The following is a 26,989-nucleotide window of genomic DNA, read 5'->3' on the forward strand; positions in this document are numbered from 1 at the left end:
GAGCATGGCGAAATACTTGCTATGCCGTCTGCTGTCGTGTCTGCCCTTGCTGCTGGCCAGCACGGTGTATGCGAAAGACGATGCCGGTGTCGCGAATACAAGCATAGCAATTTGGGGTCATACCCGTCAGGGTGACCAGGTGGGGCGCGTCAGTCTGCGCAATGACCTGGGGATGGCCGTCAGTTATATCGATTATGGTGCCACGCTGACGGCGACATCTGTTCCCGATCGTCACGGTCAATTTGCTAATGTGGTATTGAGTCTGCCCAGCCTGCAGGCCTATGAGGCAAGCAAGCGCAAGTTTGCTGCCGTCATAGGGCGTTATGCCGGACGTATAGGCAATGCCAGTTTCCCGCTTGAGGGGCGGCAGGTCATGTTGCCGAAAAACGCCAGGGGCATCGCCCTGCATGGCGACCCCGATGGCTATGACAAACGGGTGTGGGCGCGGCGGGAATTTGCCGATGATGATTCTTTCGGCTCGGTCTACAGCCTGTTCAGCCCTGATGGTGACCAGGGATTTCCGGGGGCAGTCAAGCTTGAGGTTCGCTACCGTCTGTATCGCAAGCGCAATGAATTCCGTATCGAATACAGTGCCAGTACGACGGCTGCCACGGTGATCAATTTGACGAATCATGCATATTTCAATCTGGCCGGTGCCGGCAGTAAAGGCATGCCGCAACATACATTCATGATCAATGCAGACCGTTACCTGTTGACGGATGACAAGCGGGTTCCTACCGGTGTCATCGTCAGTGTAGAAGGAACTCCACTGGATTTCAGGACGGCAGCATCGCTGGCAGGTCGCTTATCTGACATACTTAACGTGCCTGCCACGCCTGCCGTACCAGCCATGCCTACTTTGACTGGCTCACCTCCAGGCATAGACCACAGCCTGTTATTTGCAACCTGGAAAAAGAATGCCCTGGCCCAGGTTGCAAACATCATGGAAACTGGAAGCGGTCGTTGTATGGAAATATGGACGACCGAGCCATCGGTGCAGTTTAATACAGGTAATGGTTTTGACGGCAGCGAAATCGGCAGCGAGGGCCGGGCATATGAAGCCTATGATGGTTTTGCCTTTGAGACGCAGCATTTGCCGGATAGCCCGAATCACCCTGGTTTCCCATCTGTTGTATTGTTGCCGGACCAGGACTTTCTATCGATAACGCATTTCAAATTTTCTGACTGCAAATAACATGAATAATTTCCGGGTCTGTGCAATTCTGTTGATCAACCTGGCATTGCCGGATGCTGTCCATGCCAGCCAGACTGATGGCGTGACCTATGGCCTCAGCTATAAAACACCAGTCCTTCACAGCGGTGTGACCGGCAATAGCCTGTGCCTGACCGCATCTGACGCGAAAGACGGTGATACTTATGCGCATATAGAAAAAGTATTTGGCAAAGGCGCAGTGGAAGCACCCAGCGACGACATGTATGTGCCGCCGCGACCGCATGTCAGCATAGGGCGTAATGATGCGCTGGTCGGTGATTATTTTTCCATCATGGCGAATGAGATGGCAGATGTTAACTTGGATAAAAAATCCCGCCAGCAAGGTAGTGACCGCTCTCGCACTGAAATAAAAATTGCACCCTCCAAAGGCGGTATGCATGAAACATTCAAAGCCAGGGACAATGATGTATTTAACTATCGCTGGCAATTCAGGGTTGCAGCGCAGATGAAATTTTCCCCTTCATTTACCCATATCCACCAAATCAAGGCTTACGGCGGCTCTTATGCCGAACCACCGCTGATTACCTTTACTGTTTTAAATGACGGTAAATTGTATGTACGCCATATCGCTGACAAACTGACGGAAGGCGGGCATTTCAGCATCCTGGGTTCATTTGACCTGGCTGCCTTAACGGGACAATGGCTGGATGTCAGGGAGGAAATTCATTATTCTAATACCGACGCCCGCTACCAGTTGCTGATCCGTGATCAGCAGGGCAGGCCGGTATTGAACATCGATCGCTCAGGCTTGTCGTTCTGGCGTACTGGTGCAGACCATATGCGCCCCAAATGGGGAATTTACCGCAAGCATCATCCTGATTTGAGGCAGGATGCTGAAGACCTGGTTGATTTCGCCAATCTGGCCATTACGCGCGGTGGTGATGGCGGCGGTGCGTATTGTGGCGTGACTGAACAGAGTGGTATACCTGCCCAGAAATAAACCGAGCTTTGCAGCATCTGCGTGCAGATGCTGCAAAGAGGGAGAGGGTATCGGTTCCTTATTCCTGTGGCAATTCGTGGATCACCAGCCCCGCATGGGGCGGCAAGGGTTTTAGCCATGATTGATGGCGCAGTGCGCGCTTGCAGTCATGGATGCCGGCAGCCCAGCGGGCTTGTATGGTCGAAGTACTGAAATCCACATCCTTGAAATAATGATCGTCCGGCAGCGCTTTCATGATCAGGTGGACGACATTGACGGTGTGGTCACAACCCATGGCCATCAGCGGCTTCAACTCGGCTTTTTTGCGCTCGGCCGCAGGCAGGTGCTGCGCCAGTGTGCGTATGGCACGCTGCATGTCCTGCATCTTCTGGTGCATCAATAACTGCTCTGTGGAACGGCTGGCGTACTGTATGCTTTTGTAGCGCGTCATGGCTGCGGCGATGGAATCAGGCCGGGTTTCTGTCGGATCCCATAAATCGACCATGAAGCACAGGGCATCGGCATTTCTCTCTTCATCCAGGAACACTTCCAGCGGCGTATTTGAATACACGCCACCATCCCAGTAAGCATGCTTGCCGATTTTTATGGGGGGAAAGCCGGGGGGCAAGGCACCGCTGGCCATGATATGTTCCGGGTGTATCCGTTCTTTCTTGCTGTCAAACACCACGCCCTGGCCGTTATCAATATCGACTGCACATACGCTGATGCGCATGGGGCCTTCATTCAGGTAGTCAAAATCCACGTATTTTTCCAGCGTGGTTTTGAGTGGCGAGGTATCGTAAAAGCCAGTTTCTTCCAGCGGTACTTTGGCATTGATATCCCAGGCTGCACCAAAGCGCGGCTTGAAAAATCCGGCAACACCCTGCATCAGGGCGGACAGGGTATTGATGTTGCTGGTGATATTCATCCATGGCGTCATGGAGGGCCAGAAACTGTCACGGTGCAGGGCATCGGGTGCCAGGCTGTCCCAGAAACCGTGCAATTGCTTAATGCGTTTTTCTGGCGGGTTACCGGCGATCAGGGCGCAGTTGATGGCACCGATAGAGGTGCCTATGATCCATTCTATAGGCATGCTGGCTTCTTGCAATTGCTGGTAGACGCCTGCCTGGTAGGCACCCAAGGCACCACCGCCCTGCAGTATCAGTACCGTATTTTGATCAGCCATAGTGTATGTGGGGTGCTTGCAGGCACCCGGGCAAGTACTTCAGGAGAACCCACCTAATTGCGCCAGCTTGTGCTCATTACCATCGTGAGTCACAGACACAACATCAATCTGATAGGGGGCATTCAGTTCATGACGCAACTGCGCGCCCTTGTTCACAGCAGCAAGGAAATCATCCCCGGCGTCTACTGTTTTGGTAATTTCGCTTTTTTCATTGAGGCAAGCCAGACGGTAATACATGAATTTTCCTAAAAATTAAGTGACCGGACACAGACGATGTAGATTGAACCATGCATGCTGGTTTCTATTGTTGCGCCGCACATTCTATCACGCATCATTTTCTTTTATTGCAGGTGGCTAAGTATGGAAATGTATCTTTAAAACGATGTTATAATGATATTGTCGCGAGATGGTTTGGCTCGGCTTGGCTCGCAGTCGGCAATAGGCTTCAGGGGTGATCAGGGTTGTATGCAAACCCCAGCGTAAGCTGCATCCTGGAAAAAAGATGTCATAATGCTTCGCTTTTGTAGCTATGTCGCACTGTGCCACGCTGTGTCATTGCGCCGAATCAGCCGCAGTAGCCACAGTGATGGCGGAAACTTATCAAGTGACAGCTTGAACCGGGCATACAACGGATTACGGCAAGCAGTACGGAGTTGTCGTATCGGGGCGCGCAGGCTTCATGCGCCTTAGCTCACCCCCGACAGGCACTGTTGCGCCAATCAGGCGCGCTTGGAAAACGCAATGTTGAGGCGCTTGACTAAATCCTTATTGAAGAATTTAGTGTCCTTGCTCCAGTGTTTCATGGTTTGCTGGATTTCTGCATGCAAGCTGTTGGCAGTGCCATGTTCCCCAGCCTGCAAAGCCCAGATGGCATATTCCACGCGGGTTTCCATGCTGCCAAATTTGGCAGCGGCATCGGCAAAGATCGCACCGGCTTCTTGCTGGCGGCCAGCACTGGCATAGGCCTGACCCAATAATAGCGCCTGCTGTTCTGGTCTGTGGTTAGGCTGTTCTTTGCGCACCGCTTCCAGCAATTCAATGGCATCAGCACTTTGACCATGCAGTATTTTTGCATGTGCTGCATCCATGCGAATTTCCGCATCGTTGGCAAAAGGGCCTTGCAGGCAAAGATCATAATGTTGTACCGCCTGGGCCGTGTCACCCGCATCCAGATAGGCTGCTGCAAGGCGCGTTTGATTTTGTGCCGTGGGTACCAGGTCATAGGCTTTTTGCGCTTCACGCACGTCACGTCCGCGATCCAGTGTCTTGGCTGCAGCCGTGACGGTTTTGCGCATACCGTGTTCCAATTTGGTATCTGGCAGGTACACAGCAAAAAAATACACGACGCTGCCCAGCAGTGGGAACATGAATAAAATCATCAGCCAGTACATCTCGCGTCCATTACGAACAGCATGCACGGCAAAAAACAGGGCGACAAGAATGTGAAAACCAACTCCGATATAGGGCATAAAAATAATTGGTAAAAATAGAGGGTGTATGTATCCCGTATTTATCCCGTATGTATCTGGACACGGACAGTAAAAATTCGTGCAGATCAGGATGGAACAGAAGTGTAAAGAACAGCCAGATGGCATTTTACCATTAGCTTGCTGGAAGGGATTTGATTGCTGCGACTGGTCGTTCTGAAAAAATTACAACCAGTCTTGCAGCGCAGTGGCAAACAAAACAAATATATAGCGGTATAAGAACTGGGCCGGGCCAGAATTATTTATAGATACCGCAAGCAAAATAAATTTTGTCAACCCGTTCTACGTAGGTACTTTTTTGTTCCATCTCCTTGGTTACAGGATTTGGCCATTTGTAGTCTACCCACCCCTTGCCTGCTTTGCTGCCAGCGACTTGATTGATTTTCTTGACGAAGAAAACGCCATCACCATCGCGCAATTCACCCAGCGGTTTGCCGAGTAATTTGGGGTTGCCGCCGTGGGCCAGGGTGACTCCGCCGGGTTTGACTGTACCGGCAAACACATATAAATCCTTGTAAATGAACTGACCTTTGGGGTCGTTCACCGCGGCATAGGTTTTTTCGGGGCCATTGGCTTTATAGTAGGCGACGACTTTTTTTATCATGTCAATTGCTTCCTGTGCCGTGGCACGTTCGGCAGCAAAAGCCGTGCCCTGAGCAAGCAGGGACATGGATAAAACGAGGGATATGCTTTTAAAAAGTGTCTCATGATGTCACCGGTTGGTGTTTTTATCTAAGTGACCCAATACCTGATAACAATAGCTAATCCAGAGTAGGCTTTGCAGGCAGCTTTTGCAATGCAAAGACCACACTTTTTTCTTTCAGTATGTCAGCACGAAGAAAACAATACCAGATTTCCGTATGGAAATGTTGGTGATTTTTTCCATACAGAGTTGCTTGCATCAGGCAGGTTTTTGTTCTGCACTGAATACCTTGATATCACTCAATAAGCCAGCAACGGCGGTCTGGATGATTTGCTGCCCCAGTTCTATCGTCGCCAGGCTGGAATCGGCACCAATGCGGCCATCCGGGAAGCGGGCGCGGTAATCAAGGGCGTCGAGGATAGGACCGGTAGGCGGGATTTTGGGTGTCAGTTCAACATGGCGCACCTGATCTGGGTAAGCAGCATAGGTCACGGCAATTTCTGACGGTGTCGCATGCGAGCCGTGCCCCACCGGGAACATTTCATGACACAGTGGGGCAACGCCAGGCAAGTCCCACCAGTTTTTCAGCTTGAGTGTCAGCGGACAGGTTTTGCCGCTATACGAATAGTGGGAATAGATTTGCGAGAAACTGGCTTCTATCGTGGCAATATTGCCGCCGTGGCCATTCAAGAAATAAATATGATCAAAACCATGACGTGCCAGTGACAATACCCAGTCTTCAATCGCTGCCATGAAGGTCGACGGGCGCAGTGAAATAGTGCCGGCAAACCCCAGGTGATGTTGTGCCATGCCAATGTTGAACGTGGGGGCCAGCATCATCGCTGCGCCCGTTTCCTGCGCGACTTTTTCAGCGGCAGTGGCAATGATCTCCGGGCACATCCAGTCTGTCCCCAGCAAGCCCATGGGGCCATGCTGTTCATTGGAGCCGATAGGAATGATGACGGTTTTTGAATCCGCCAGGAATGCAGTAATTTCTGGCCAGGTGGAATAGGCTAAACGCATGCTGATTCTTTCTTGAGTTGGATAGTGACTGGCAAATTATAGAGCGATACGGCAACGCATGCCGGCTGGAGGGGGGATGAAGATAAAATCACCCTTGTGAGTGGCATGGACTAGAATGAATCAAGTCTTGATACTAGTCTTGAGACAGGTCTTGTATAGTCCACATCAAGCCCACGTCACTCCAGGAGAATAAAGATGAAATACATCGATGGATTTGTACTCGCTGTTCCCAATGCCAACCGCGAAGCTTACAGGCAATATTCGGAAAAATCTTCCCCGGTTTTCAAGGAATACGGTGTGCTAAGTGTCGTCGAATGTTGGGGCGACGATGTGCCGCCTGGCAAGCTGACTTCCTTTCCTCTGGCAGTGCAATGCAAGGAAGATGAAACCGTGGTGTTTTCCTGGATGACCTGGCCATCGAAAGAAGTGCGCAATGCCGCATGGGAAAAAGTCATGGCAGACCCACGCCTGAACCCTGAAAGCAATCCCATGCCTTGTGATGGCAAACGCATGATTTTTGGCGGCTTCGAGGTGATGGTGGAGTTGTGATTCTTTTGACAGGTATTTTCTGTTAGCCTGGGATGGTTTTCGCTTAATCAATAAGGTAAAAAAATTGCGCAAGAACCCCATCCCCATCCCAACCTTCCCCTTGAAGGGGAAGGAGTTTAAACCCTCTGATCCGCAGGCAGCCTCGTAGGTTGGGCCGGGCCTCGCTAGGCTACGTTTCACCAGCCCAACAGGCGGCTAATAAAACGTAGCCCAACATGCTCAGGCCTGCCCCACAACACCGGTATGTGAATTTTCATAAGCTTGTTTAACCATTCATTGTTACAGGTAAGACCCCAAACTTTTGCTCATACAAACTCACCAGCCAATCCACAAACACGCGCACGCGGGGTGATAACTGGCGGCGGTATGGGTAGAGCGCAGTGACCTGCAGTGGCGGGCTTTGCCAGTCAGCCAGTACTTCCACCAGACGACCTTCGCGCAAGGCATCAGCGACATGAAAGCGTGGCAGTTGAATCAGGCCGCAGCCGCTAAGGGCGCAGGTAACATAGTTCTCGGCATCGTTGACTGACATCCAGCCACCGACATCAAACTCTTTCACTTGTCCATCCATAGTCAGCACGAAAGGGTAGTCAATTGCCCCGGTACTGGAAAAGAACCTGACAGCCTGGTGCAGCATTAAATCATCCGGATGATGCGGCGTACCAAATTTGGCCAGATACGCCGGGCTGGCGCAAATTGCTTGCGGCATCATCGCCAGGCGGCGTGCCACCAATGTTGAATCACGCGGATTACCGCCGCGTATCACGCAGTCCACGCCTTCCCTTACCAGATCGACCAGACGGTCACCGCTGCTGACGACCAGATCTATGCCGGGATAACGGTCACGGAATTCATATATCTTCGGCAATACCACTTGTGTCGCATGGGTGCCGTGCATGTCCACCCGCAAGACCCCGCGTGGATTGGCGGCTACATGCCGCATCGATGCTTCGGCATCATCCAGCTCACTGAGCACATGCACACAACGCTCATAGAAAGCCTGCCCATCGAGAGTAGTGCGTACCTGGCGCGTGGTGCGTTCGAGCAGGCGGGTGCCCAATCGTGCTTCCAGCTGCTTGATGGCATAGGTAGCGCTGGCACGGGGCACATCCAGCATATCCGCCGCCCGGCTAAAACTGCCGGTTTCGACAATGCGGGTGAATAGTTGCAGGGTATCCAGTCTGTCCATGATTGTTGAGCTGTGTTGAATTATGTTCTGAGTTTATCAGTATTTATCTCATTGTATTGAATGGTTAAAGTGTATTCCAGACAGGCGATATGGTCCTGTAGTCTTAAATCACCGGAGTCAATCATGAATAAAGATGCAACTAAAACAGCCATCATCACTGGCGCATCCCGTGGCATAGGCCAGGCAATCGCGCTGCGTTTGGCGGCAGATGGCTTTGCTGTTGTGGTTAATTACGCCGGCAATGCCAGTAAAGCGCAAGAAACAGTAACTGCTATACAGGCGGCTGGCGGCAAGGCCATCGCCGTGCAGGGCGATGTTGCCAGGCCGGAGGATGTGGCGCAATTGTTTGCAACAGGCAAAGAAGTATTTGGCCGCATTGATGTGGTCGTCAATAGTGCAGGCGTCATGCCCATGGCAACCATCAATGACAGCAATCTGGATGCTTTTGACAAGGTCATCGCCACCAATCTGCGTGGTGCTTTTCTGGTACTGGCCCAGGCGGCCCAGCATGTAGAAAAAGGCGGTCGCATCATAGCCTTGTCCACCAGCGTGATTGCCAAATCCTTTCCCGCCTATGGCCCGTATATCGCCAGCAAGGCAGGGGTAGAAGGCTTGGTCCATGTATTGGCGAATGAATTGCGCGGGCGTGATATCACAGTCAATGCCGTCGCCCCTGGCCCGGTGGGCACCGAGCTGTTCTTCAATGGCAAGACCGAAGAACAAATCACCAACATCGCCAAAATGGCACCGATGGAACGCATAGGCACACCCGCAGAGATCGCTGCTGCCGTCGCCTTTCTGGCCGGCCCTGACGGTGCCTGGGTTAATTCGCAAGTGCTGCGCGTCAACGGCGGCTACGTTTAAGCAGTATTATTTTTTACACCAAGGAGAAAGCCATGCCATTTGCCAATTTCAAATTCCCTGAAGGCATACTCGATGCAAGCCGCAAGGAAGAAATTATCCACCGCACCACTGCCATGTTCGTCGAGTACTTTGGTGAGAGAGTACGTCCGTATTCCATGGTGTTAGTGGAAGAGGTCAACGACGGTGGGTGGGGCCGTGCCGATGAAACGCTGACGCTGGAAAAGATGGGTTTGCCACCCAGGTCAAAATAAGTATTGCTGATGTCAGTGCACCGGTTCGCGCGTATTGTCAGGGCCGGTGTATTGGATGGCTTCATCAGCTCACCACGGCTGACTGGCAAATTCCTCCACCAGAAAATCCAGCAAGGCGCGCACAGCGGGGGACAAATGCCGGCGCGACGGGAACAAGGCATAAATCGTCATCGCCGGTGCCGTCCATTCTGGCAATATGATTTGCAGTTCGTCCTTGCTCAAGTGGTCAGCCATCAGATAGGTTGGCAGCAAGGTGATACCGCCACCTGCCAAGACCGCCTGCAATAATACTGTCGCATCATTGGCGCTGAAATGGCTGGCGATATCAACCAGTAAGGTTTCATCAGCACGCTGGAAGCGCCAGGTGTTACGCCCGTAATTGGAATGACTCAGGCAGCGATGCGCAGGCAAATCTTGTGGATGCGCTGGCAGGCCGGACTGGCTTACATAAGCAGGCGACGCCACCAGGACAGAATCACACACTGCCAGTGGCCGCGCAATCAACAGCGGGTCTGGTTCACTACTGATGCGTATCGCCAGGTCTATGCGTGCTTCGACCAGATTGACAGTGCTGTCGCCTACCTGCAAATCGATCTTCAGCATCGTGTGCAGAGCCAGGAACTTGCTGATGACGCGTGCCAGATGACCAAAGGCAAATGAAGTACTGCAAGTCAGGCGTAACTGGCCGCGCAGTTCTGCGTTGTCGCTACTGGTTTCTTCTTCTATGTTTTCCATCAGCGCCAGCATTTGTTGGCTGCGGCGCAGGCATTGTTCACCGGCATCGGTCAGGGTCACGCTGCGCGTGGTTCTTTGCAGCAGGCGTGCATTCAGCCAGCTTTCCAGTTCACTCACATAACGTGTCACCATGGCACGCGACATGTCCAGCTTGTCTGCGGTGGCACTGAAGCTGCCGCTGGTTGCAACCTCACAAAACACCCGCATGGCCGTCAATCTATCCATAATTTGCCCGTCATTTGCTCTATTTTTGAAATAGTTATGTGCATTTTATCGTATTTATCTGGTTGAAAATTGAAATTAAACTGCAAGCACTGGATCATTTACTGATTCAAACCACAGTTCAAACTCAATTAAAATCAGGAGCTCACCATGTTGCGTACCACTGTATTAGCCGCCACCTTCGCCGTCACTTTTGCCTCTGCCGAAGCAGCCACCCCGTTGCAAGTCAAAGTCTATAACGCGGATGGCAATAGTTTTAATGTTAATTCCACCCTGGTATATGGCGAAAAAGAAGCCATGGTGATTGATGCCGGTTTTACCCGTGCGGATGCCCTGCGTATCGCTGCCAATGTACTCGACAGTGGCAAGCAATTGAAAACCATACTGGTTAGCCAGGCTGATCCTGATTATTACTTTGGCGTCGAAGCGCTGAAAGAAATTTTCCCGCAAGCTGATGTCGTCGCCACCCCGGCCGTGCTGGAAAAACTGAGCGCCAAGCTGGCAGGCAAGCTGGCTTTCTGGGGCCCTAAAATGGGCGCGAATGCACCTCGTACCCCTGTCTTGCCCAAGGCTTTGAGCGGCAATAGCCTGACCGTCGATGGCGAAGTGGTGGAACTGCGTGGCAACCAGGGCGTGCTGGCACACCGTCCTTATTTCTGGATACCATCGATCAAGGCCATCGTCGGTAACATTGGTGTGTTTGGCAATATGCACGTATGGACAGCAGATACCCAAACCGTGGCCGAACGCAGTGCCTGGGTTGCGCAACTGGATGAAATGGCTGCCCTGCAACCAAAAATCGTCGTCCCTGGCCACATGAAATCCGGCAAGGTAGTTGATGTCAGTGCGATTACTTACACCAAGGGCTATCTGCTGTCGTTTGAAAAAAATGCAGCTGCCACCAAGACCAGTGCCGAACTCATCGATGCCATGAAAAAAGCCTATCCTGATGCGCCACCAGGCATGTCGCTGGACATCGGTGCCAAGGTGAACAAGGGTGAGATGAAGTGGTAAGTTTGTATTAGTTGATTCATTGAGCAATACCTTGAGCATGGCGGACAACAGTTCGCCATGCTATTTACACATAAAAGAGGTGAGAAATTGACTAACCTGGACATCATCAAAAGCACGTATGAAGGTAAAACTTCAGAAGAAAATGGCAAAAACCTTCAACAATATCTGGCCGCAGATGCCAGTTGGACAGAGGCACAAGGTTTTCCCTATGCTGGTACCTACACAGGCTTTGCAGAGATAGCAAAAAACGTCTTTCAGCGCCTCGCTACAGAATGGTCAGGCTATACATTCACAGTCGAAGATTATGTCGCCAGTGATGACAAGGTTGTGGCCTACGGCACATATAGCGGCACGCATAATACGAGCCAAAAATCCTTCAGCGCCAGAGTCGCCCATCTGTGGCAATTAAAGGATGGCAAGATCATACGCTTTGAGCAGTTTGTGGATAGCGTGCCGGTTGTTGCTGCCATGGCTTGAGGTACTCTGCATTCCACGTTTCTCCAGCGCAGCCAGAGTGTACTCGCGGGCGACACAGCCTTTTCATATAAGGCCACTGGCTGCGGGTTTTTCTTCCACGCGGCATGTTTTTCTGCACCTACCCAGACCACGGGTTCTCGCCGTATGAAAACACCATCCTGGCCTTCACCACGGGCAAGTCTTGTGCAGGTGGTCGGTTTGCTACTGATCGTATTGGCCTGTCCGGGTGTCAACCTCAACTTGGGTTGGCGCGTTTCTAGACAAAAGCCGGTAGCACGCATCCTGTGTCGCTGCACGGCATTGTCAATGCCGTAACTGTTGTAACAATTATCCCTGCAGTCGTGTTGGCGATGACGGTATAGAGTATTGTTGATGAAATGAGTCAGTATTCTGTTTCGGCATAATGTCTGACCCTGCGGCTGTGGCAAGGGCGTGCTGCCACAGCACGCCAACATTGGAATAGCTATGAAATCTGATTTCTTGTGTGTATTTTCTTCCGACAAAGCGCCACTCGTTACGTCGCTCATTACACCTCTTATTACACCGCTTATTACTATCCTTGCTACATTGTTAGTTTCAGCTTGCGGTGGTGGCGGTTCTTCCAACACTGGCACCACGCCAGTCGTTACACCAGAAGTTGCCAATCCGCCTGGCCCGGGGCATTTTGAGGTGGCCACTTTTATCAAAACGGTCAATGTCACTGATGTGACTGTGGCACTTCCCAAAGACGTGGCCGTGGCAGTCAAACCGCTGTATTCCGTCGACACCTATAAAATCACTTACACCACGACCGATTCTGCTGGCCGCAGTGTGATTGCATCCGGTCTCGCAGCCATTCCACGCAAGGCAAGCAGCCTGGCCAGCCCGGTACTCAGCTACCAGCATGCCACCATCAAAACCGATGCCGAAGCACCCAGCAACCATGCCACAGCGGATGAACCTGCGGTGCTGTTTGCCTCCATGGGGTATCTGGTCAGTGCCACCGATTATGTCGGTTATGGCGTGACCAAAGGCTTGCCACATCCCTATTTGCTGGCGACGCCGACGGCTGTTTCCGTGATTGATTTCATGACAGCCACTTCACGCTGGCGCCAGATGAAGGCGATTGCTGACAATGGCCAGGTGTTTTTAACCGGGTATTCTGAAGGTGCCTATGCATCGATGGCAACGCTGCGCCAGTTGACGCAAAACAAGACGCCAAGTACCGTGCTGCCGGTCAGCACATTTATCGGTGCAGGCCCGTATGATGTGGTACTGACATTGAATACCATGCTCAATACCATCCGCAAGGACAATCCTGTCCTTGGCGCACTCATCAGCCCAGGATTCTTGAAAAAACTGGGCGCGAATGACAGGGCGAACGTGCGCAATTTGCTGCTGTTGTCTGCATTGGGCAGCCAAAGCGATATCAGCTTTGACCCTGCATTCCTGGATAATTTCCTTAATGATGACGACGCCAGTATTGCTGCACAAAGCAATGTGTATGACTGGACGCCACAATCACCCATCCTGTTTTTCCATGGACGTGATGACACCACCGTCCCCTATGGCAATACTGATTCAGCGTTCCAGGCGATGACAAGACGTGGTGCCGCATCGCTGATAGAACGTATGGATTGTCCAGCCAAACCGTCTGAGCACATTCCCTGCGTACCGTCATTTTTGATCAGCGACATCACCCGGCTTGGCGCTTTGGCGCGGGGATTGTAAAGCCTGTTGCCTGCCACTGCCGGATACATGATTTCCTTGATCAGGTATTCAGCCGACGTGCAGATTCTTTAGCGCTTGTTTATCGCTTGTTCAGCGTCGCCCATGGCACTTCATGGTCATGCTGCCCAGCCACAACCACGTCGCCATTGATGTCCGTCACACCGCGAAAGCCGACACCATAGGCCCTGAAACCCAGCTGTTCGTGATGCTTGCTGTAGTCGATGCGGTCATGGTGATGGCCGTGGAATGAGCGGGTAACGCGCATGCGCCGCGCCAATTCATCAATCACGGCAAAGCCATGCGGGTGCGAGCTGGGCGCTTCATGGGTGACCAGGATGTCGGCGCGCTGGCTGGCCAGGTAATTGTAATCGGTAGGGAAGATGGAACTGTAGTGCTTGCGCGGCAGCCCTTCGCGCCAGCGGTTTTCCTTGCCAGCTTTGATACTGTATTCTCTTTGCGTCTGAAAATGCCTGGCCCCTGGTGGCATCCAGATATGTCCACGGAACACCCCACCCAGACCGGCTATTCTATAACCCGCAATATTCACCACCCGCCCATGCAGATTGCGGCCGGCCAGGGCTGAACCAAACAAATGATCATAATCTTCGTCAGTATCGGTATCGTGGTTGCCATGGATATACCAGATGTCGGTACTGCCCATAATAGCGGCCAATTCTTGCTCCAGCGGTTGCCTGGCTTGCAGGTCGCCCAAAAATATGATGGCTGCAGGGCGATTCGCCAGGACGACATCGATCACATGTTGAAAGTTGCCATGTGTATCGCCGCAGAAGTAAATTGCTTGCATAATGTACAGCCAGGTAATGAATTGATAAGTAATATGTTCGTCAGTCAAACGCAATGTTGAACCCACGCGCAATATACCTTACATCAAAATTCAAATATCATGGCGACACGACAATTAACATGATTGTTGTGAAATTGGCCTGGGAGATGGCATCATCCTCTCAATACCGCTGACTACAATCGACCAGGATTTCCCTGTGTCGCGCAGTTTTCCATATTTTTAATATTTAGGGGCAAGCATGTTTTCATGGCGATGGATACTGGTGGCTTTAATCCTGTTTGGTGTCGTCCACCAGTGGCGTGGACGGTCTGTGACCGTGCCACCCGGCAGTATTGCGCCGAATGATCCGGTGCAGATCATGCTCGATCGCGGGCCAGTCTATCAGCAAAATAATTACAATCTCAAAGCACTGGCAGAATTTACAGTAGAAGCGCGCGTACTATCCAAAGAAACCTATTCTTCTGATCGCGAAGCCGAATTGTCACCCGTAGACCTGGCCCTGGGCTGGGGTGCGATGTCGGATTCTGCCGTACTGGCAAAACTGTCGATAGGCCAGGGCAACCGTTTTTACCATTATCACTGGGACAATGAGCCGCCACGCCCACCGGCTGAGATAGCCAGCCACAGCGCCAATATGCATTTGATACCGACCACCCCCGAGTTGGAAAAAAAGATGAAGGCAGTACGCGTCGGCCAGGTCGTCACCATACGCGGCCAACTGGTCGAAGCCACTGCAGCCGACGGCTGGCACTGGCGTTCATCGCTGACACGTGACGATACCGGTGCTGGTGCATGCGAGGTGATCAGGGTCGAGGCGATAGAGGTTAAATGATTTTCTATTAAGTAATAAATGCATAAATTGGTACTGTCATGCGGTGCTGAATGGATAAAGTGTCAGTACTTTGTTCATAAATATGGTACCAGGCACTGAAAGTGACGACACTTGGAAATATAGTCTTGATTGCCCAGTCCGGTTGAAGGATTGTATGGGGTAAGCGTGGACTGGTGGGCATGGGGGTGTTTATCCCGGCTCATTAAAATAATAATTCAAGGAAATGTTCACTATGCATGCTGCTTCCACGTTTGCTTCTGCTCTCTCAAGACAGGTCAGCCTGCTGGCATTCATGCTGGCATCGCTGACCACGTTTGCCAGCCAGGTACAGGCCCAAGTCAATGCGCCGACAAGCGCATCTGCAAGTATGTCCGCCAGCGCATCCGCCAGCTCGTCTTCAGGTACTGCCGATGAACTCCAAAGTGTAGAAGTCAAAGCCATCAGGGACCCGGCCATCTTGCCCTATAAAACAGCATATGAGCTGATATCAAAAGTTCGTGCAGCAAGCAAGGACAAGGTACAGATACTGATCCGCATCACCTCGGCCAAATCCCACGCACCGGTACCTAACCTGAACATCTATCTTGACGGTAAAGCCACGCATCAACAACTGCAAATATCACCAAGCGGTTTCATCACCGTGCCGCTGGACCAGGCCGCTTATGCCGATGGCGCAGAATTTGTCACCAACCAGAAAAAAGGTTCGATGGAAGTCAACATCCTATTGCTGCCCAAGCTGCCGCAAGATGTCTTCAAATATGCAGACATTAGCGAGAGTATTGAAGCAGCCAGATTGGCTATAAAGGAACTGGTACCCTGGTATCTGCGCCTGTTCATGCCATCGGTTGACGGTGTCGGAATTTGTTACGCTGATCAAAACCAGACCGTGTTGGTCAAGGGGAGTGAAGAAGTTCATTTGGCAGCAAATAGTGATGCGACTGACCCTCTGAAAAACAAGCTACATTGCGCCAAAATAGCGGCCAAGGATGCGGCGAAGGAAAAAGATAATCTTATTCTGCCAGCGACTGGCTGGCAGGCGATTTTTATGTAAGTCCTGTGAGTCATGCCTTGGGGCCAGTGGACTTGATAGTTCACTGATAGCTCGCTGTGCCTGCATCTGGCCCTGCATCCTGCTTTAGCCACGGGTGGCTTTTCTAAACCACTTCAACCTCATCAACCACATCAATTTCTTGTCACTTAGGGAATCCCTCTTTTATTGGTCCTATTGTTGTACTATGATCATTTTTCAAAGAAGCATAAAATGACTCAGCTTTGGCAATCTTGCTTAATCAAATAGCGTATTTCTTTGTAGTGTTCAAGTCTGTATAGGGGGACCAATGAAAATATCTTCGGTTGTGCTCGCAATATGCGGTATCACCATGGTGGGGCCGGTGCTTGCGGCTGGCGATATCGCATCATCCGTACAAAAAATTGCCAGTGCCCGCGTTAGCAGTGGCGCTGTTCCGGGCATAGTGGTGGCGACTATTACCGGGCAAGAGCAAAAGGTGCAGGGCTTTGGCCTGGTGTCGAATGGCAAATCCCAGCCACATCAGCCGGATGCCAGCACCGTGTTTGAGATCGGCTCAGTAAGCAAAACCTTTACCGCATTGTTGCTGGCTGATATGCAGGCGCATGCTCAGGTCAAGCTTGACGATGCGGTCGCGGCCTTGCTGCCTGCCTATACCATTCCGCAATATCAGGGGCGCGCCATCACTTTGCTGGATCTGGCCACACAGACTTCCGCTTTACCGCGTTTGCCTGCCAATATGGCTCCCAGGCAGCCTGACAATCCGTATGCCGATTACACAGAAAATAATCTGCGTGAATTTTTGCGCAGCTATCAACTGACTCGTGCGCCGGGCGCGAAATATGAATATTCAAATCTGGGTTTTGGCTTGCTCGGTCAGGCTTTGTCCGCACGCGCAGGCAAGTCCTACGCAGAGCTGGTGCAGGAACGCATTGCCAAGCCATTAGGCATGGCAGACACTGGCATAGCCCTGACAGCCACTATGCAAAACAATCTGGCGACCGGGCATGATGCAGTTGGCAAGCCTGTCGCGAACTGGGACATGCCCTCCCTGGCAGGTGCAGGTGGGCTGCGCTCTAACGCGCAAGACATGCTGCGTTACTTGCATGCACATATGCACAGTGCGGACGTGAAGTCACCTGCTGGCTTGCAACTGGTACAGCAGCCACTACGTCCCACTGGTTCGCCGGGTTTACAGATTGCTTTAGCCTGGCACGTACAAAGTGTGCGCGGGCAGACAGTGATCTGGCATAACGGCATGACAGGTGGCTATGCCTCCTTCATCGGTTTTACCGCAGATGGCCAGCGTGGCGTTGTGGTGCTGGCAAATGCCAGTGTCAGCGTCGATGATATAGGCATGACGGCGTTGTTGCCAGCAACACCAGCAACTGATGCCAGCAAAGCCGGAGAGACTCGCCTTACAGCAAAGGAAATGACAGAATACACAGGTCGTTATCAACTCGCCCCTGGTGCTATCCTCACCATCAGTGCTGGGCCGGAGGGTTTGCTGGCACAAATTAGCGGCCAGCCACAGGCACCCGTATCCTGGCGCAAGAAAGATGAATTCTTTTATAAAGTGGTTGAAGCCAGCCTGCAATTTGAACGTGATGCCAGTGGAAAAATCCAGTCATTGACCTTGCTTCAAAACGGCCACGCCTCACCGGCAGCACGTATAGGCGACGCTGGCCCTGAACCTGCCAAGCGTACAGAAATAGCTATCCCGGCTGAACAACTGAAACAATATGCAGGCAGCTACACCCTGGCACCCGGTTTCAAACTCATCATCACAGAACAGGCCGGGCAACTATATGCACAGGCCACGGGACAGGGACGCAATCCTGTTTTTGCACAGGCGCCAGATGAATTTTTTTACAAGGTAGTTGATGCACAACTGAGTTTTCAACGTCAGGCAGATGGCAAGATAAAAGGCTTGGTCTTGCATCAAAATGGACAGGATATGCCGGGGCCACGCGATGGGGATTAATTGATTGCTGTCTTGATTTATTTTTTAAAGAAGTAGCATTTCTGCATACCTGACATGTAAGGAATCCGAAAGAATTTATACTTCACACTCAGTACATACTGACTTCACAAGCCATTGTTAAGCTGCGGAATTCTCCATTCCCTGCCGCTTCGTCCGGCTTTAGTATGTCTTCACTGCTGGCCCATGTCGCTGTTGGCTTTACTCTGCGTTTTTGCAATCGCGATGACAAAGTATGCTCACTAAAGCTAGCTCCGGCTTTGCCGGTGCTATTAGCCATCCTACCCGATTTCGACTATTTCGCGATCTGGTTTTTAGGCGTGCGGTTTGAACAGCGTTTCACGCATTCACTGTTGTTTTGTCTGACAATGACCTGTATCGCATGGATGGTGACGAGGCGATGGCTCAGTGCACGCAATGCGGGATCGAGTTTCTGGCTTCTGTTGCTGGCGAGTTGCTCGCATTTGTTACTTGATCTGCTGGTCGGGCGGTCTTTGCCTTTGCTGTGGCCATTTCCGTTTGCCGAACTGTCCTTGCCTTTGGCGGTATTACCGGGTGCGGCGCATACGGGGCTGGTCAGCTATTCATTCTGGCGTAACCTGGTGATTGAATGCTGCCTGCTCTTGCCGGTATGCGCTGCGCTCATTGCAAGCATGCAAAAAATGCCATGGCGCAGGTACCTGCCTGAAATGATACTGATGCAGGCAATGTGGCTGGGTTTGCTATTTTGCAGTAACAGTTTGACGGCGACGTGAATGCTTGAGATGCTGCTTGATCCTATGCTTCAAACAAAACTGAATCCCGCTTTCGACAACGGCAATGTACGTATGCGCTTGCCCTTGCCTTTGCCATTTTCCGCAGCAGCAATCGCATTGCACAGTGCCGGTGCTATCGAAGGCACCGCGGGTTCGCCAGCACCGGCGGGGGATGCTTCACTCTCCATGATGATGATTTCCATGGGCGGCAACTCGTTCAGACGCAACACCTGATAATCAGAAAAATTCTGTTGTTCCACTGCGCCGTCTTTTACCGTAATTTCGCCCTTCATTACGGCAGACAAACCCCAGACCATGCTGCCTTCGATCTGGGCTCTGAAGCCGGATGGGTCAACCACTACGCCGCAGTCGGTGACGCAGACGGCCTTGTGTATCTTTACCACATTTTTAGATGAAATGCTGATTTCAAATGCATGTGCGGTGTAGGCATGGGTGTGGGTATAGACACAGCAGGCAATGCCACGATAGTGGCCACGCGCAGCGGGTTTGCGCCAAGCTATGGCGTCGGCACAGCGCAGCAACACCGCTTCCATGCGCTTGCGGTGCGTGGCCTGCACGGTGTCGTTGCCGTACTGGCGTAGCAGCATCAGCCGGTATTCCAGCGGATCGGTCTTATTGTGTGCCGCCAGTTCATCGATGAAAGATTCCACCGCAAATACATTCTGGCTATACGAGATAGAGCGCCATGAACCCACCGGAATGGGTGACTCTACCGGATAAAAAGCACTCTGGTAATCTGCCGCAGGATAAATCAGGTCATTCGATGGGCCGCCGTAAATATGCTGGGCCGAGGCGATGTTTTTTGCCGGGAAGGTACTGACGGCAAGCTGATGACGCCATGCCTGTATGCCGGATTTGTCGGCTTTGGCGGATAAGCGGTGGAAGGTGGCGGGGCGGTAAAAGCTGTTGCGCATATCGTCTTGCCGCGAAAAAATCAGCTTGACGGGTTTGCCCAGGGCTTTGGACAACTGCATGGCTTCTGCCGCATTATCGACTTTTTCTTTGCGGCCAAAGGCACCACCCATGGGCAGCAAATGGGCGAAAATGGCTGACTTATCGACTTCAAATGCCTTGGCCAGGGTGCTGGCAAAAAAGCCGGGGGCCTGGAAACCACCCCAGATATCATATTTACCGTCGTGGTAACTGGCGACGCAGTTGGGCACTTCCATCGGTGCCTGGTTTAAAAAGGGTAATTCATATTCGGCACTGAAACTGGTTTCGGGCGCTGCCATGTAGGTTTTGCTTTTACCCTGGTTGTCGTAGCTGAGGGCAGGCGTGTCGTTCTTGATGGCAGTACGCATGGCAAGTGACAGTGCGGCACTGTCTGGATTGGCAAGAGCCGGGCCATGGTCCCATTCCACTTTCAATAGTGACTGGCCCTGCAAGGCCAGCCAGGTATTGCTGGCGACAATGGCGACACCATTACGGTTGTCGCAGCCAGCCATCTGTCTGACTTCAAGCACTGCAACAATGCCTGGTCCCAATGCCTTTACCGCGCTGTCGTCAAAACTGCGCACTTTGCCAAAAAATGTGGGGGGCCGGACGATGGTAGCCACCAACATGCCAGGCAGGCTGACATCCATGCCGAACTGCTCCTGTCCATTCGCTTTTTCCGCGGCGTGATAACGTTTGACCGGCTTACCTATCAACTTGTATTCGCTGCGCGGTTTTAACGCCGGGTCGGTGGGCACAGTCAGTTTGCTGGCAGCTTCGATCAGGGCGGCGTAGGGCAATACTGCATTGGTGTCGAGGTTGATGACGGTACTATTGCTGGTCTTCACCAGTTCGACAGGGATATTCCATGTGCTGGCCGCAGCGCTGGCCAGCATGGCACGGGCCGCCGCACCCGCCTTGCGCAAACTGCCCCAGCCGCCTTTGACGCTGGCACTGGCCCAGGTATTGTACTGGCCTGCGCTGGCGGCATCATAGGGCAGGGCCTCTATCGTTATCTTGTCAAAATCGGCATCCAGTTCTTCTGCCAGCAGTACTGGCATGGCAGTCCGCACGCCCTGACCCATTTCCTGTTTTTGCACGAACAGGGTAATCTGGCCATCCGCCGCAATGCGTATCAGGGGTGAAGGGCGAAAGCCTGCCCCAGTTTGTGCCAGCGCAGTGGGCAGCGCTTCTGACAGTAGCCATGCACCAGCACTGAAAGAAGAAAGGCGGAGGAAGCTTCTGCGGTCCATGAATTGTTTGCCTGAAGGCGGCGTCCGGGATTGAGTTATGGAATTATGCAGGGTTTGCCACTAAAACCTGCTCAAGAAGATGATTTTTCGGGCTGCCGTAAGGTCCTGTCTTTTAGGCTGACTTACTATTGCCAGTCTGATTTATTCCGTTTTTTGAGGTGATTGTTTCATGGGCCTGGTCCGTATTTTTCTTCTGTCCCTGTTGTGCACTCTCGGTGCCAGTCAGGCGATTGCCGCCATTGCAGGCGCGCCGCGTAGTGTGCAATTGCTGTCAGAAGGATGGCGCTTTAGCAAAGGCGATGCCAGTGGTGCCGAACAAACTGGTTTTGATGACAGTCAATGGCGTCGCGTGACCGTACCGCATGACTACAGCATAGAAGGGCCAGTAGCGCAGGATAATCCATCCGGGCCTGCCGGCGGATTCTTCCCCGGCGGTGTGGGCTGGTACCGCCAGACCCTGCATGTCGCCAGCTTGCAGCCGGGGCGACGCAGCTTTATTGTTTTCGATGGCGTCATGGCGAATAGCGATGTCTGGATCAATGGTCAGCATCTGGGTCGTCGCCCGAATGGATATGTCAGCTTTGTATATGATCTGACTACTTATCTTAAACCTGGCGACAACATCGTTGCCGTGCGCTGTGATAATGCCAACGAGCCTTCGCTGCGCTGGTATCTGGGTGCAGGTATTTACCGCCAGGTGCGTCTGGTTAGCACGGGCGACACACACATCGAACCCTGGGGCACTGTTGTCACCACACCCAAACTGACAGACGACAAAGCGACCGTGCATGTGCGCAGCAGCGTCATCAGTCCGGATGGCGGCAAGTTGGCGTTGCAGGTCAGGCTACTTGATCCCAGCGGCGCAGTGGTGAAGACAGTCAGCACACCCGTCGTGCAGGCAAAACCCGGCCAGACACTGAATCTTGAAGCGGATATGGCCGTGACCAAACCACAACGCTGGGATATTGACAATCCTGTGCTGTACACAACTGCAGTCAGCCTGGTGCGGGATGGAAAAGTCGTCGACAATGAAGATGTCGCGTTCGGCATTCGCAGCTTTGAATTCAATGCATCCAAAGGTTTTTTCCTGAATGGTCGCGCCTTAAAGATATATGGTGTCGGCTTGCACTCAGATGGTGGTGCCATGGGGGCAGCAGTGCCGCTGGCCGTATGGAAGCACCGCCTGACAGAACTGCGCAAGCTGGGTGTGAACGCCATCCGCACGGCGCACAATGCGGTCGCACCAGAATTTCTTGATCTGTGCGACCGCATGGGTTTTCTGGTCATGGATGAATTTTTTGATCAATGGACCCTGGCCAAAGTGCCGCATGACTACAGCCTGCATTTCAAGGATTGGGCAGAACGCGATACCGCCGATCTGGTGAAGCGTGACCGCAATCATGCCAGCATCGTCATCTATTCCATCGGCAATGAAATACGTGATACCACGCAACCGCAAGTGGCATTTGAATGGGCAAAACGCCTGATCAAGGTACATCATGAGCTTGACCCTACACGTCCGGTCACCCAGGCCCTGTTCCGTCCCAATGTGACCAAGGACTATGACAATGGTTATGCTGATCTGCTGGATGTCGTTGGCCAGAATTATCGTGAAAAAGAAATCCTGGCAGCCTATGTACAAAAGCCTACGCGAAAAATCCTTGGCACAGAAAACACCCATGAAGTCAATCAATGGGTGGCGGTGCGTGATCATGCTGAATACGCAGGGCAGTTCTTGTGGACAGGTGTCGATTACCTGGGCGAAGCCGGTCGCTGGCCAACCATAGGTACAGGCTCTGGTCTCTTGCTGAGCACTGGTTTGCAAAGGCCGCGTGCCTATGAACGCCTGTCATGGTGGTCAAGCGCGCCCATGGTAAAGATGGCCCGTCGCGTTGCCACCGTAGGGCAGAACGTGGTGGAGCCTGTGTTTGGTCCCGGTGCTGCACCGGCAGATCAGCCAGCCCAGGCGGCAGCCACTGCAAGGCCACGTTTCTCACAACCACTGGTGGCCGACTGGTCACCTGCCAATCGTGAACCGCATACTGAGACACTGGAAATTTATACCAATGCCGATGAAATCGAACTCAGCCTGAATGGACAAACGGTGGCAACTGAAAAACGCCATGCTGATGCCACACCCATCGTCGTCAAACTGTCATTTGTAGCCGGCAGTTTGAAAGCCATTGCCAAACGTGATGGCAAGATCGTTGCCACGGATGAATTGCTCACTGCTGGCAAAGCTGCACGCTTGCAGTTATCCGCCGATACAACATTGAGCCAGCATCTGGATGATGTCGCCCATGTGACAGCCACCCTGGTCGATGACAAGGGTGTACGCATTGCAGATAACGATACAGTAGTCGAGTTCTTGGCCGAGGGTGAAGGCAAGGTCATCGCCGTGGACAATGGCAATATGCAAGACCACGACCCCTACCAGTCCAGCCACCGCAAACTGTATGACGGCAACGCAATGGCCATACTGCGCGCTAATGCCAGCAACGGCAAGATCACTGTGCGCGTTCGTGTGCCCGCCATGCCCGATGTACCAGAGAGCGTGGTGACGATACCGGTAAAACCGGCGACTGCCCTGGTACCGCTGCGTAGTTTTTAAGCCTGTAATTTCTTATTAAAAAAATAGAGACCTCGCACATGATAAGCACACCCATTCTGACCAAACTGCTGCCCCTCGCAGCTCTCCTGCTGGCTGGTGCCTGTCACGCGGCGGATGCACCACCAGCCATGCCAGGCAAAGGTCTGGCACAGCATGATTTTTTATATACAGGCGAAGCCAGGACCCGTGACATATACATAGTCCGTGGTGGCAAGGTGGACTGGGATTTTCATGATACATCGGTTGAAGGTGAAGTCAGTGATGCCGTCATGGCATCCAACGGCAACATCGTCATGACGCATCAGCATGGTGTGAAGGTTATTGACCAGAATCGCCAGACATTGTGGGCATATACGGCAGAAGAAAAACATGAAATTCACACGGCCCAGTTCATCGGCAATGACAGAGTCATCTTCATCCAAAGCGGTACACGTCCACGCATCATGGTCGCCAATATCAAGACCAACAAGATAGAGCGTGAAATCGCCATCCCGGCCGGCAACCTCAACAACACCCACGGCCAGTTGCGCCATGCACGCCTGACCAGCACTGGCACCTATCTGGTGGCGCAGATGGACATGAAACGCGCGGTGGAATTTGACGGCCAGGGCAAAGAAGTCTGGAGCCTGCCTTTCCCTGGCATCTGGTCAGCCAAACGCCTGGACAACGGCAATACCCTCATCACTGGCAAGACCGGCGTATTTGAATACAACAGCAAGGCCGACATAGTATGGAGTCTGACCCCGGAAGACCTGGCCGCCTACAAATACACCAGCTTCCAGCTCGCCCAGCGCCTGCCTAACGGCAATACCCTGTTGAACCACTGGGTTAACCAATGGAGCCCCGCCGGTGCCAACATCGACCCCGCCACAGCACCGGCACAATTGCTGGAAGTGACACCCAACAAGAAAGTGGTGTGGGCATTGCACCAGTGGAAAGACCCCAACCTTGGGCCATCAACCACCGTGCAGCTTTTGGATAAGGCAGAAAAAACTGAGCAGGTTTATTTTGGGGATGTGCGCTAAGTCAGTGTGCCATTTTTGAATCGCAAGACGAATCTGATGATTTTCTGAATACGCCGCTGCTGACTAATCGCTCTGTGTTTCACTTGGTCTTACTTGCTTTTTTCGCTCTTCAGCTTCCTCATTTGTTCTGCACTGACAGCCTTGGCTGGTGCGGCTACCCGTTCAGTCTTTGGTGCCTGCATGATTTTCGTTGTTTTCGCCAGTGCGCTTGCGCAGTCCGTATCTGGCGTATTACCCAGATTGACCAGTGGCAGCACGGCGGCAAGAGGAGAGAGGATGGCAAGTGCCACTGCCGCACCGGTTTTTAGCACCAATGGTCCTTTATAAGGGCCGATGTCAGGATGCTTGAATGTGCCCTTGGCATACAGCGGAGTGCGTAAAGAAATGATCCGTACCCCTTTGGTCTTGGGGTTGACATCCAGGTTCAATTGTTCCTGTGCGAGGTTGATGTTGCCGGTAATGTCAATCACTGCGTCATCGGTATCGATCACAAAGCGCTGAACTTCCGCCAGGCCGTTTTTCACCTTGAAATCACTGGCGAGGCAATTCAGATGGATCTGTTTGTCACCAAAGACTTTAACGAATATGGCATTGGCGAGATTCAGGCCCGCGATTTCCAGGATAAATCGACTAACGGTGCCTTCGGTGACAACAGCGCCGAGCTGGCCGTTCGAGGTAGCCAACATCGCGGAGATGGAATTACCGTGGCCGGTCAATGCGGCATCGCCGTTGATTTCACCAAAGCTTGCACTCATTGATACCAGGGCAGGGAATAATTCGCGGACCTTTAAATGACGTGCGGTCAGCTTTATCTGGGCGGTAATTTTTTCATTGCGGCCATCGAGCGAAATATTAGAGGTCACGTCGCCGCCGGCCATGCCAAAATTCAAAGGCGTCAGGCTCAACACCTGGTCTTTCATATGTATTTCTGTAACGACGTCCTGCAAGGGTATGTCATGCGTACGCACCAGTTTTTTACCTTTGAATTTGACGTCTGCATCGAGCGCATCCCATTTTGCGGTATTGAATTGCTCCACTGGCAGCGCTTTCTGATCCGGCTGGACTGGTGCCTTGTTCCGGGCCACTTTGGCCGCATTGCTATCTGCCCCTATCGTTGGCCCCAGGTCTTCCAGCCGCAATTGCTGCGATATGACCGTGCCGTGTAGCAAAGGGCGGGGTTGTTGTTGCGTGTATTGCAAGCTGCCGGCCAGGTCGCTACCGCCCACGGTGCCGCTAAAGTCCTGATACAGCCAGTTCCACAGAGCGTTCACTTTCTTGCCTGTCAGGTGGCCCTTGATGGCATAAGCTGGCGTTTCCGGCAACAATACGCCTGTCAGCGGGTACAGGTCGGCCATGCTGGCGCCGCCCAGTGTCAGTTGAAGATCAATGCCTGAAAGCGACCGGGGATCGGTCAGCGTACCAACCATGCCTATCTTGTTCTTGCCAATATGGGCATCCGCTTCGACCGGATAGATCGTATGGCCGTCTTTCAGCGACAGCAGCGCACCTGCCTTGCCGCTACCGGTGACAGGGGCATTGTGGTAGCTGCCAGTCAGGTCTATCTTCAGGCCGAACTTTGGGGTATGCGCTTCCTGGGTGGAGGCCGCTGTTGTTGTTGCTGCGGCGACTTTGGCGGCAGCATCATTGCCAGCAAGGGATGATATCTTTGCCCGCATATCCAGCTTGATGCTGTCGTCCAGGTAGTGCAAATTACCTTCTGCAATGGCCATGCGCTGGATTTCTACTTTCCAGTCAGAAGAGCCGCCGTTTTTCAGCGTCCACGAATTGCTGCCATCGGCCCGTCGCTGCAGCGCCACCAGTGCAGTATCAAGGGACAAGTCCGTCACAACGATGTTTTTGTGTAGCAAAGGGAGCGGATGCAGGGTGATCATAACGCGGCGGGCGCTGGCCATCTGCGGGCCTATTGCGCTCCATGCGGGATTGCTTATTTGCACATCTTCGGCGCTGATTGCCAGCCTTGGCACGTGCAGCCACCAGCCTGGCTCCGTGTCGAGGCCTGGCATGAACCGTACGTCCAGGTTGCCGCGAATAGCAAATTCGCGACCGGTACTTTCTGATACCTTTCGATTTATATAGGGACGGGCCAGGTTCCAGTCGAAAGTTACGATGAAAACAAGCACGGCCACCATTGCCGTCAATAAACTGGCAAAGGTCCAAAATAGGATTCTTACTGGTCTGGGTGCTGCCATGATTGCCCTATGGTAAGAGGAGCAGGGCCCGTT

General features: G+C 52.6%; 24 protein-coding genes. 14 read left to right on the plus strand and 10 right to left on the minus strand.

Annotated elements, in window-relative coordinates; genetic code table 11:
- The first annotated feature begins 4 nt into the window (after positions 1-4).
- Complete coding sequence (locus ACO0LM_RS05915) at positions 5-1,195, plus strand: aldose epimerase family protein (RefSeq protein WP_423035169.1); 1,191 nt, start codon at positions 5-7, stop codon at positions 1,193-1,195.
- A 1-nt stretch (position 1,196) separates the two neighbouring features.
- Entirely contained in the window at positions 1,197-2,174 is a 978-nt protein-coding gene (locus tag ACO0LM_RS05920; RefSeq protein ID WP_423035171.1) for a heparin lyase I family protein, read from the plus strand.
- Positions 2,175-2,232: 58 nt separating this feature from the next.
- Here the strand turns inward: ACO0LM_RS05920 and ACO0LM_RS05925 are convergent, their stop codons facing one another.
- The 5 genes from ACO0LM_RS05925 to ACO0LM_RS05945 all read right to left on the minus strand — a co-directional run bounded on the left by ACO0LM_RS05925 (position 2,233) and on the right by ACO0LM_RS05945 (position 6,492).
- The gene (locus ACO0LM_RS05925) at positions 2,233-3,339 is read right to left on the minus strand and encodes a patatin-like phospholipase family protein (protein ID WP_423035173.1); all 1,107 of its coding nucleotides are present in this window, start codon (positions 3,337-3,339) and stop codon (positions 2,233-2,235) included.
- Between the two features lie 39 nt (positions 3,340-3,378).
- Positions 3,379-3,576, minus strand: a complete 198-nt coding sequence (locus tag ACO0LM_RS05930; protein ID WP_422987695.1) for a hypothetical protein — start codon at positions 3,574-3,576, stop codon at positions 3,379-3,381.
- A gap of 482 nt (positions 3,577-4,058) precedes the next feature.
- The gene (locus ACO0LM_RS05935) at positions 4,059-4,808 is read right to left on the minus strand and encodes a tetratricopeptide repeat protein (protein WP_423035175.1); all 750 of its coding nucleotides are present in this window, start codon (positions 4,806-4,808) and stop codon (positions 4,059-4,061) included.
- A gap of 256 nt (positions 4,809-5,064) precedes the next feature.
- The gene (locus ACO0LM_RS05940; protein ID WP_423035177.1) at positions 5,065-5,496 is read right to left on the minus strand and encodes a cache domain-containing protein; all 432 of its coding nucleotides are present in this window, start codon (positions 5,494-5,496) and stop codon (positions 5,065-5,067) included.
- A gap of 231 nt (positions 5,497-5,727) precedes the next feature.
- Positions 5,728-6,492: a creatininase family protein gene (locus tag ACO0LM_RS05945; protein ID WP_423035179.1), complete on the minus strand. Its 765-nt coding sequence runs from the start codon at positions 6,490-6,492 to the stop codon at positions 5,728-5,730.
- A gap of 195 nt (positions 6,493-6,687) precedes the next feature.
- On the opposite strand from ACO0LM_RS05945, the gene ACO0LM_RS05950 reads away from it, so the two are divergent.
- Entirely contained in the window at positions 6,688-7,041 is a 354-nt protein-coding gene (locus ACO0LM_RS05950) for a DUF1428 domain-containing protein (protein ID WP_423035181.1), read from the plus strand.
- Positions 7,042-7,306: 265 nt separating this feature from the next.
- Here ACO0LM_RS05950 and ACO0LM_RS05955 read toward each other — a convergent pair whose 3' ends face one another.
- Positions 7,307-8,230, minus strand: a complete 924-nt coding sequence (locus tag ACO0LM_RS05955) for a LysR family transcriptional regulator (protein ID WP_423035183.1) — start codon at positions 8,228-8,230, stop codon at positions 7,307-7,309.
- A gap of 123 nt (positions 8,231-8,353) precedes the next feature.
- On the opposite strand from ACO0LM_RS05955, the gene ACO0LM_RS05960 reads away from it, so the two are divergent.
- Together ACO0LM_RS05960 and ACO0LM_RS05965 are read left to right on the plus strand one after the other, a co-directional pair.
- A complete protein-coding gene (locus tag ACO0LM_RS05960; RefSeq protein ID WP_423035185.1) occupies positions 8,354-9,094 on the plus strand; it encodes an SDR family oxidoreductase in 741 nt (246 codons plus the stop codon).
- Between the two features lie 32 nt (positions 9,095-9,126).
- A complete protein-coding gene (locus ACO0LM_RS05965; protein WP_423035187.1) occupies positions 9,127-9,345 on the plus strand; it encodes a tautomerase family protein in 219 nt (72 codons plus the stop codon).
- Positions 9,346-9,414: 69 nt separating this feature from the next.
- Here ACO0LM_RS05965 and ACO0LM_RS05970 read toward each other — a convergent pair whose 3' ends face one another.
- Entirely contained in the window at positions 9,415-10,305 is an 891-nt protein-coding gene (locus tag ACO0LM_RS05970; protein ID WP_423035189.1) for a LysR family transcriptional regulator, read from the minus strand.
- Between the two features lie 147 nt (positions 10,306-10,452).
- On the opposite strand from ACO0LM_RS05970, the gene ACO0LM_RS05975 reads away from it, so the two are divergent.
- From ACO0LM_RS05975 to ACO0LM_RS05985, 3 genes are all read left to right on the plus strand, one after another.
- Positions 10,453-11,316 carry an MBL fold metallo-hydrolase gene (locus tag ACO0LM_RS05975; protein WP_423035191.1) on the plus strand — a complete coding sequence of 288 codons (864 nt, stop codon included), beginning with the start codon at positions 10,453-10,455 and terminating at the stop codon, positions 11,314-11,316.
- Positions 11,317-11,403: 87 nt separating this feature from the next.
- Complete coding sequence (locus ACO0LM_RS05980) at positions 11,404-11,793, plus strand: nuclear transport factor 2 family protein (protein ID WP_422987705.1); 390 nt, start codon at positions 11,404-11,406, stop codon at positions 11,791-11,793.
- A 465-nt stretch (positions 11,794-12,258) separates the two neighbouring features.
- Positions 12,259-13,503: an alpha/beta hydrolase family protein gene (locus tag ACO0LM_RS05985; RefSeq protein WP_423035193.1), complete on the plus strand. Its 1,245-nt coding sequence runs from the start codon at positions 12,259-12,261 to the stop codon at positions 13,501-13,503.
- Positions 13,504-13,582: 79 nt separating this feature from the next.
- Here the strand turns inward: ACO0LM_RS05985 and ACO0LM_RS05990 are convergent, their stop codons facing one another.
- On the minus strand, positions 13,583-14,308 hold the full coding sequence (locus ACO0LM_RS05990) for a metallophosphoesterase family protein (protein WP_423035194.1): 726 nt from the start codon (positions 14,306-14,308) through the stop codon (positions 13,583-13,585).
- 238 nt (positions 14,309-14,546) lie between these two features.
- On the opposite strand from ACO0LM_RS05990, the gene ACO0LM_RS05995 reads away from it, so the two are divergent.
- The 4 genes from ACO0LM_RS05995 to ACO0LM_RS06010 all read left to right on the plus strand — a co-directional run bounded on the left by ACO0LM_RS05995 (position 14,547) and on the right by ACO0LM_RS06010 (position 18,903).
- Entirely contained in the window at positions 14,547-15,140 is a 594-nt protein-coding gene (locus ACO0LM_RS05995; RefSeq protein ID WP_423035196.1) for a hypothetical protein, read from the plus strand.
- 232 nt (positions 15,141-15,372) lie between these two features.
- Entirely contained in the window at positions 15,373-16,191 is an 819-nt protein-coding gene (locus ACO0LM_RS06000) for a hypothetical protein (RefSeq protein WP_423035198.1), read from the plus strand.
- Positions 16,192-16,477: 286 nt separating this feature from the next.
- Positions 16,478-18,151 carry a serine hydrolase gene (locus ACO0LM_RS06005; protein WP_423035200.1) on the plus strand — a complete coding sequence of 558 codons (1,674 nt, stop codon included), beginning with the start codon at positions 16,478-16,480 and terminating at the stop codon, positions 18,149-18,151.
- A 164-nt stretch (positions 18,152-18,315) separates the two neighbouring features.
- Positions 18,316-18,903, plus strand: coding sequence for a metal-dependent hydrolase (locus tag ACO0LM_RS06010; protein WP_423035202.1), 588 nt, complete (start codon positions 18,316-18,318; stop codon positions 18,901-18,903).
- A gap of 29 nt (positions 18,904-18,932) precedes the next feature.
- On the opposite strand, the gene ACO0LM_RS06015 is transcribed toward ACO0LM_RS06010, so the two are convergent.
- Positions 18,933-21,110: a molybdopterin cofactor-binding domain-containing protein gene (locus ACO0LM_RS06015; protein ID WP_423035204.1), complete on the minus strand. Its 2,178-nt coding sequence runs from the start codon at positions 21,108-21,110 to the stop codon at positions 18,933-18,935.
- Between the two features lie 169 nt (positions 21,111-21,279).
- Here ACO0LM_RS06015 and ACO0LM_RS06020 point away from each other — a divergent pair, with 169 nt between their 5' ends.
- Together ACO0LM_RS06020 and ACO0LM_RS06025 are read left to right on the plus strand one after the other, a co-directional pair.
- Complete coding sequence (locus ACO0LM_RS06020; protein WP_423035206.1) at positions 21,280-23,721, plus strand: glycoside hydrolase family 2 TIM barrel-domain containing protein; 2,442 nt, start codon at positions 21,280-21,282, stop codon at positions 23,719-23,721.
- A 38-nt stretch (positions 23,722-23,759) separates the two neighbouring features.
- Entirely contained in the window at positions 23,760-24,746 is a 987-nt protein-coding gene (locus ACO0LM_RS06025; protein ID WP_423035208.1) for a hypothetical protein, read from the plus strand.
- A gap of 89 nt (positions 24,747-24,835) precedes the next feature.
- Here the strand turns inward: ACO0LM_RS06025 and ACO0LM_RS06030 are convergent, their stop codons facing one another.
- Positions 24,836-26,956 carry an AsmA family protein gene (locus ACO0LM_RS06030; protein WP_423035210.1) on the minus strand — a complete coding sequence of 707 codons (2,121 nt, stop codon included), beginning with the start codon at positions 26,954-26,956 and terminating at the stop codon, positions 24,836-24,838.
- Positions 26,957-26,989: the final 33 nt, after the last annotated feature.

It is taken from the genome of Undibacterium sp. Di26W (genome assembly GCF_049340265.1).
Classification (GTDB): domain Bacteria; phylum Pseudomonadota; class Gammaproteobacteria; order Burkholderiales; family Burkholderiaceae_D; genus Undibacterium.

Bases quoted from the DNA above. Each gene is read 5' to 3' on its own strand.
- ACO0LM_RS05965 (WP_423035187.1), top strand. From the start codon at position 9,127: ATGCCATTTGCCAATTTCAAATTCCCTGAAGGCATACTCGATGCAAGC.
- ACO0LM_RS05930 (WP_422987695.1), bottom strand. From the start codon at position 3,576: ATGTATTACCGTCTGGCTTGCCTCAATGAAAAAAGCGAAATTACCAAA.
- ACO0LM_RS05915 (WP_423035169.1), top strand. From the start codon at position 5: ATGGCGAAATACTTGCTATGCCGTCTGCTGTCGTGTCTGCCCTTGCTG.
- ACO0LM_RS05935 (WP_423035175.1), bottom strand. From the start codon at position 4,808: ATGCCCTATATCGGAGTTGGTTTTCACATTCTTGTCGCCCTGTTTTTT.
- ACO0LM_RS05990 (WP_423035194.1), bottom strand. From the start codon at position 14,308: ATGCAAGCAATTTACTTCTGCGGCGATACACATGGCAACTTTCAACAT.
- ACO0LM_RS05940 (WP_423035177.1), bottom strand. From the start codon at position 5,496: ATGTCCCTGCTTGCTCAGGGCACGGCTTTTGCTGCCGAACGTGCCACG.
- ACO0LM_RS05975 (WP_423035191.1), top strand. From the start codon at position 10,453: ATGTTGCGTACCACTGTATTAGCCGCCACCTTCGCCGTCACTTTTGCC.
- ACO0LM_RS05995 (WP_423035196.1), top strand. From the start codon at position 14,547: ATGTTTTCATGGCGATGGATACTGGTGGCTTTAATCCTGTTTGGTGTC.
- ACO0LM_RS06025 (WP_423035208.1), top strand. From the start codon at position 23,760: ATGATAAGCACACCCATTCTGACCAAACTGCTGCCCCTCGCAGCTCTC.
- ACO0LM_RS06015 (WP_423035204.1), bottom strand. From the start codon at position 21,110: ATGGACCGCAGAAGCTTCCTCCGCCTTTCTTCTTTCAGTGCTGGTGCA.
- ACO0LM_RS05920 (WP_423035171.1), top strand. From the start codon at position 1,197: ATGAATAATTTCCGGGTCTGTGCAATTCTGTTGATCAACCTGGCATTG.
- ACO0LM_RS05960 (WP_423035185.1), top strand. From the start codon at position 8,354: ATGAATAAAGATGCAACTAAAACAGCCATCATCACTGGCGCATCCCGT.
- ACO0LM_RS05985 (WP_423035193.1), top strand. From the start codon at position 12,259: ATGAAATCTGATTTCTTGTGTGTATTTTCTTCCGACAAAGCGCCACTC.
- ACO0LM_RS06005 (WP_423035200.1), top strand. From the start codon at position 16,478: ATGAAAATATCTTCGGTTGTGCTCGCAATATGCGGTATCACCATGGTG.
- ACO0LM_RS06010 (WP_423035202.1), top strand. From the start codon at position 18,316: ATGTCTTCACTGCTGGCCCATGTCGCTGTTGGCTTTACTCTGCGTTTT.
- ACO0LM_RS06020 (WP_423035206.1), top strand. From the start codon at position 21,280: ATGGGCCTGGTCCGTATTTTTCTTCTGTCCCTGTTGTGCACTCTCGGT.
- ACO0LM_RS05925 (WP_423035173.1), bottom strand. From the start codon at position 3,339: ATGGCTGATCAAAATACGGTACTGATACTGCAGGGCGGTGGTGCCTTG.
- ACO0LM_RS05955 (WP_423035183.1), bottom strand. From the start codon at position 8,230: ATGGACAGACTGGATACCCTGCAACTATTCACCCGCATTGTCGAAACC.
- ACO0LM_RS06000 (WP_423035198.1), top strand. From the start codon at position 15,373: ATGCATGCTGCTTCCACGTTTGCTTCTGCTCTCTCAAGACAGGTCAGC.
- ACO0LM_RS06030 (WP_423035210.1), bottom strand. From the start codon at position 26,956: ATGGCAGCACCCAGACCAGTAAGAATCCTATTTTGGACCTTTGCCAGT.
- ACO0LM_RS05970 (WP_423035189.1), bottom strand. From the start codon at position 10,305: ATGGATAGATTGACGGCCATGCGGGTGTTTTGTGAGGTTGCAACCAGC.
- ACO0LM_RS05945 (WP_423035179.1), bottom strand. From the start codon at position 6,492: ATGCGTTTAGCCTATTCCACCTGGCCAGAAATTACTGCATTCCTGGCG.
- ACO0LM_RS05950 (WP_423035181.1), top strand. From the start codon at position 6,688: ATGAAATACATCGATGGATTTGTACTCGCTGTTCCCAATGCCAACCGC.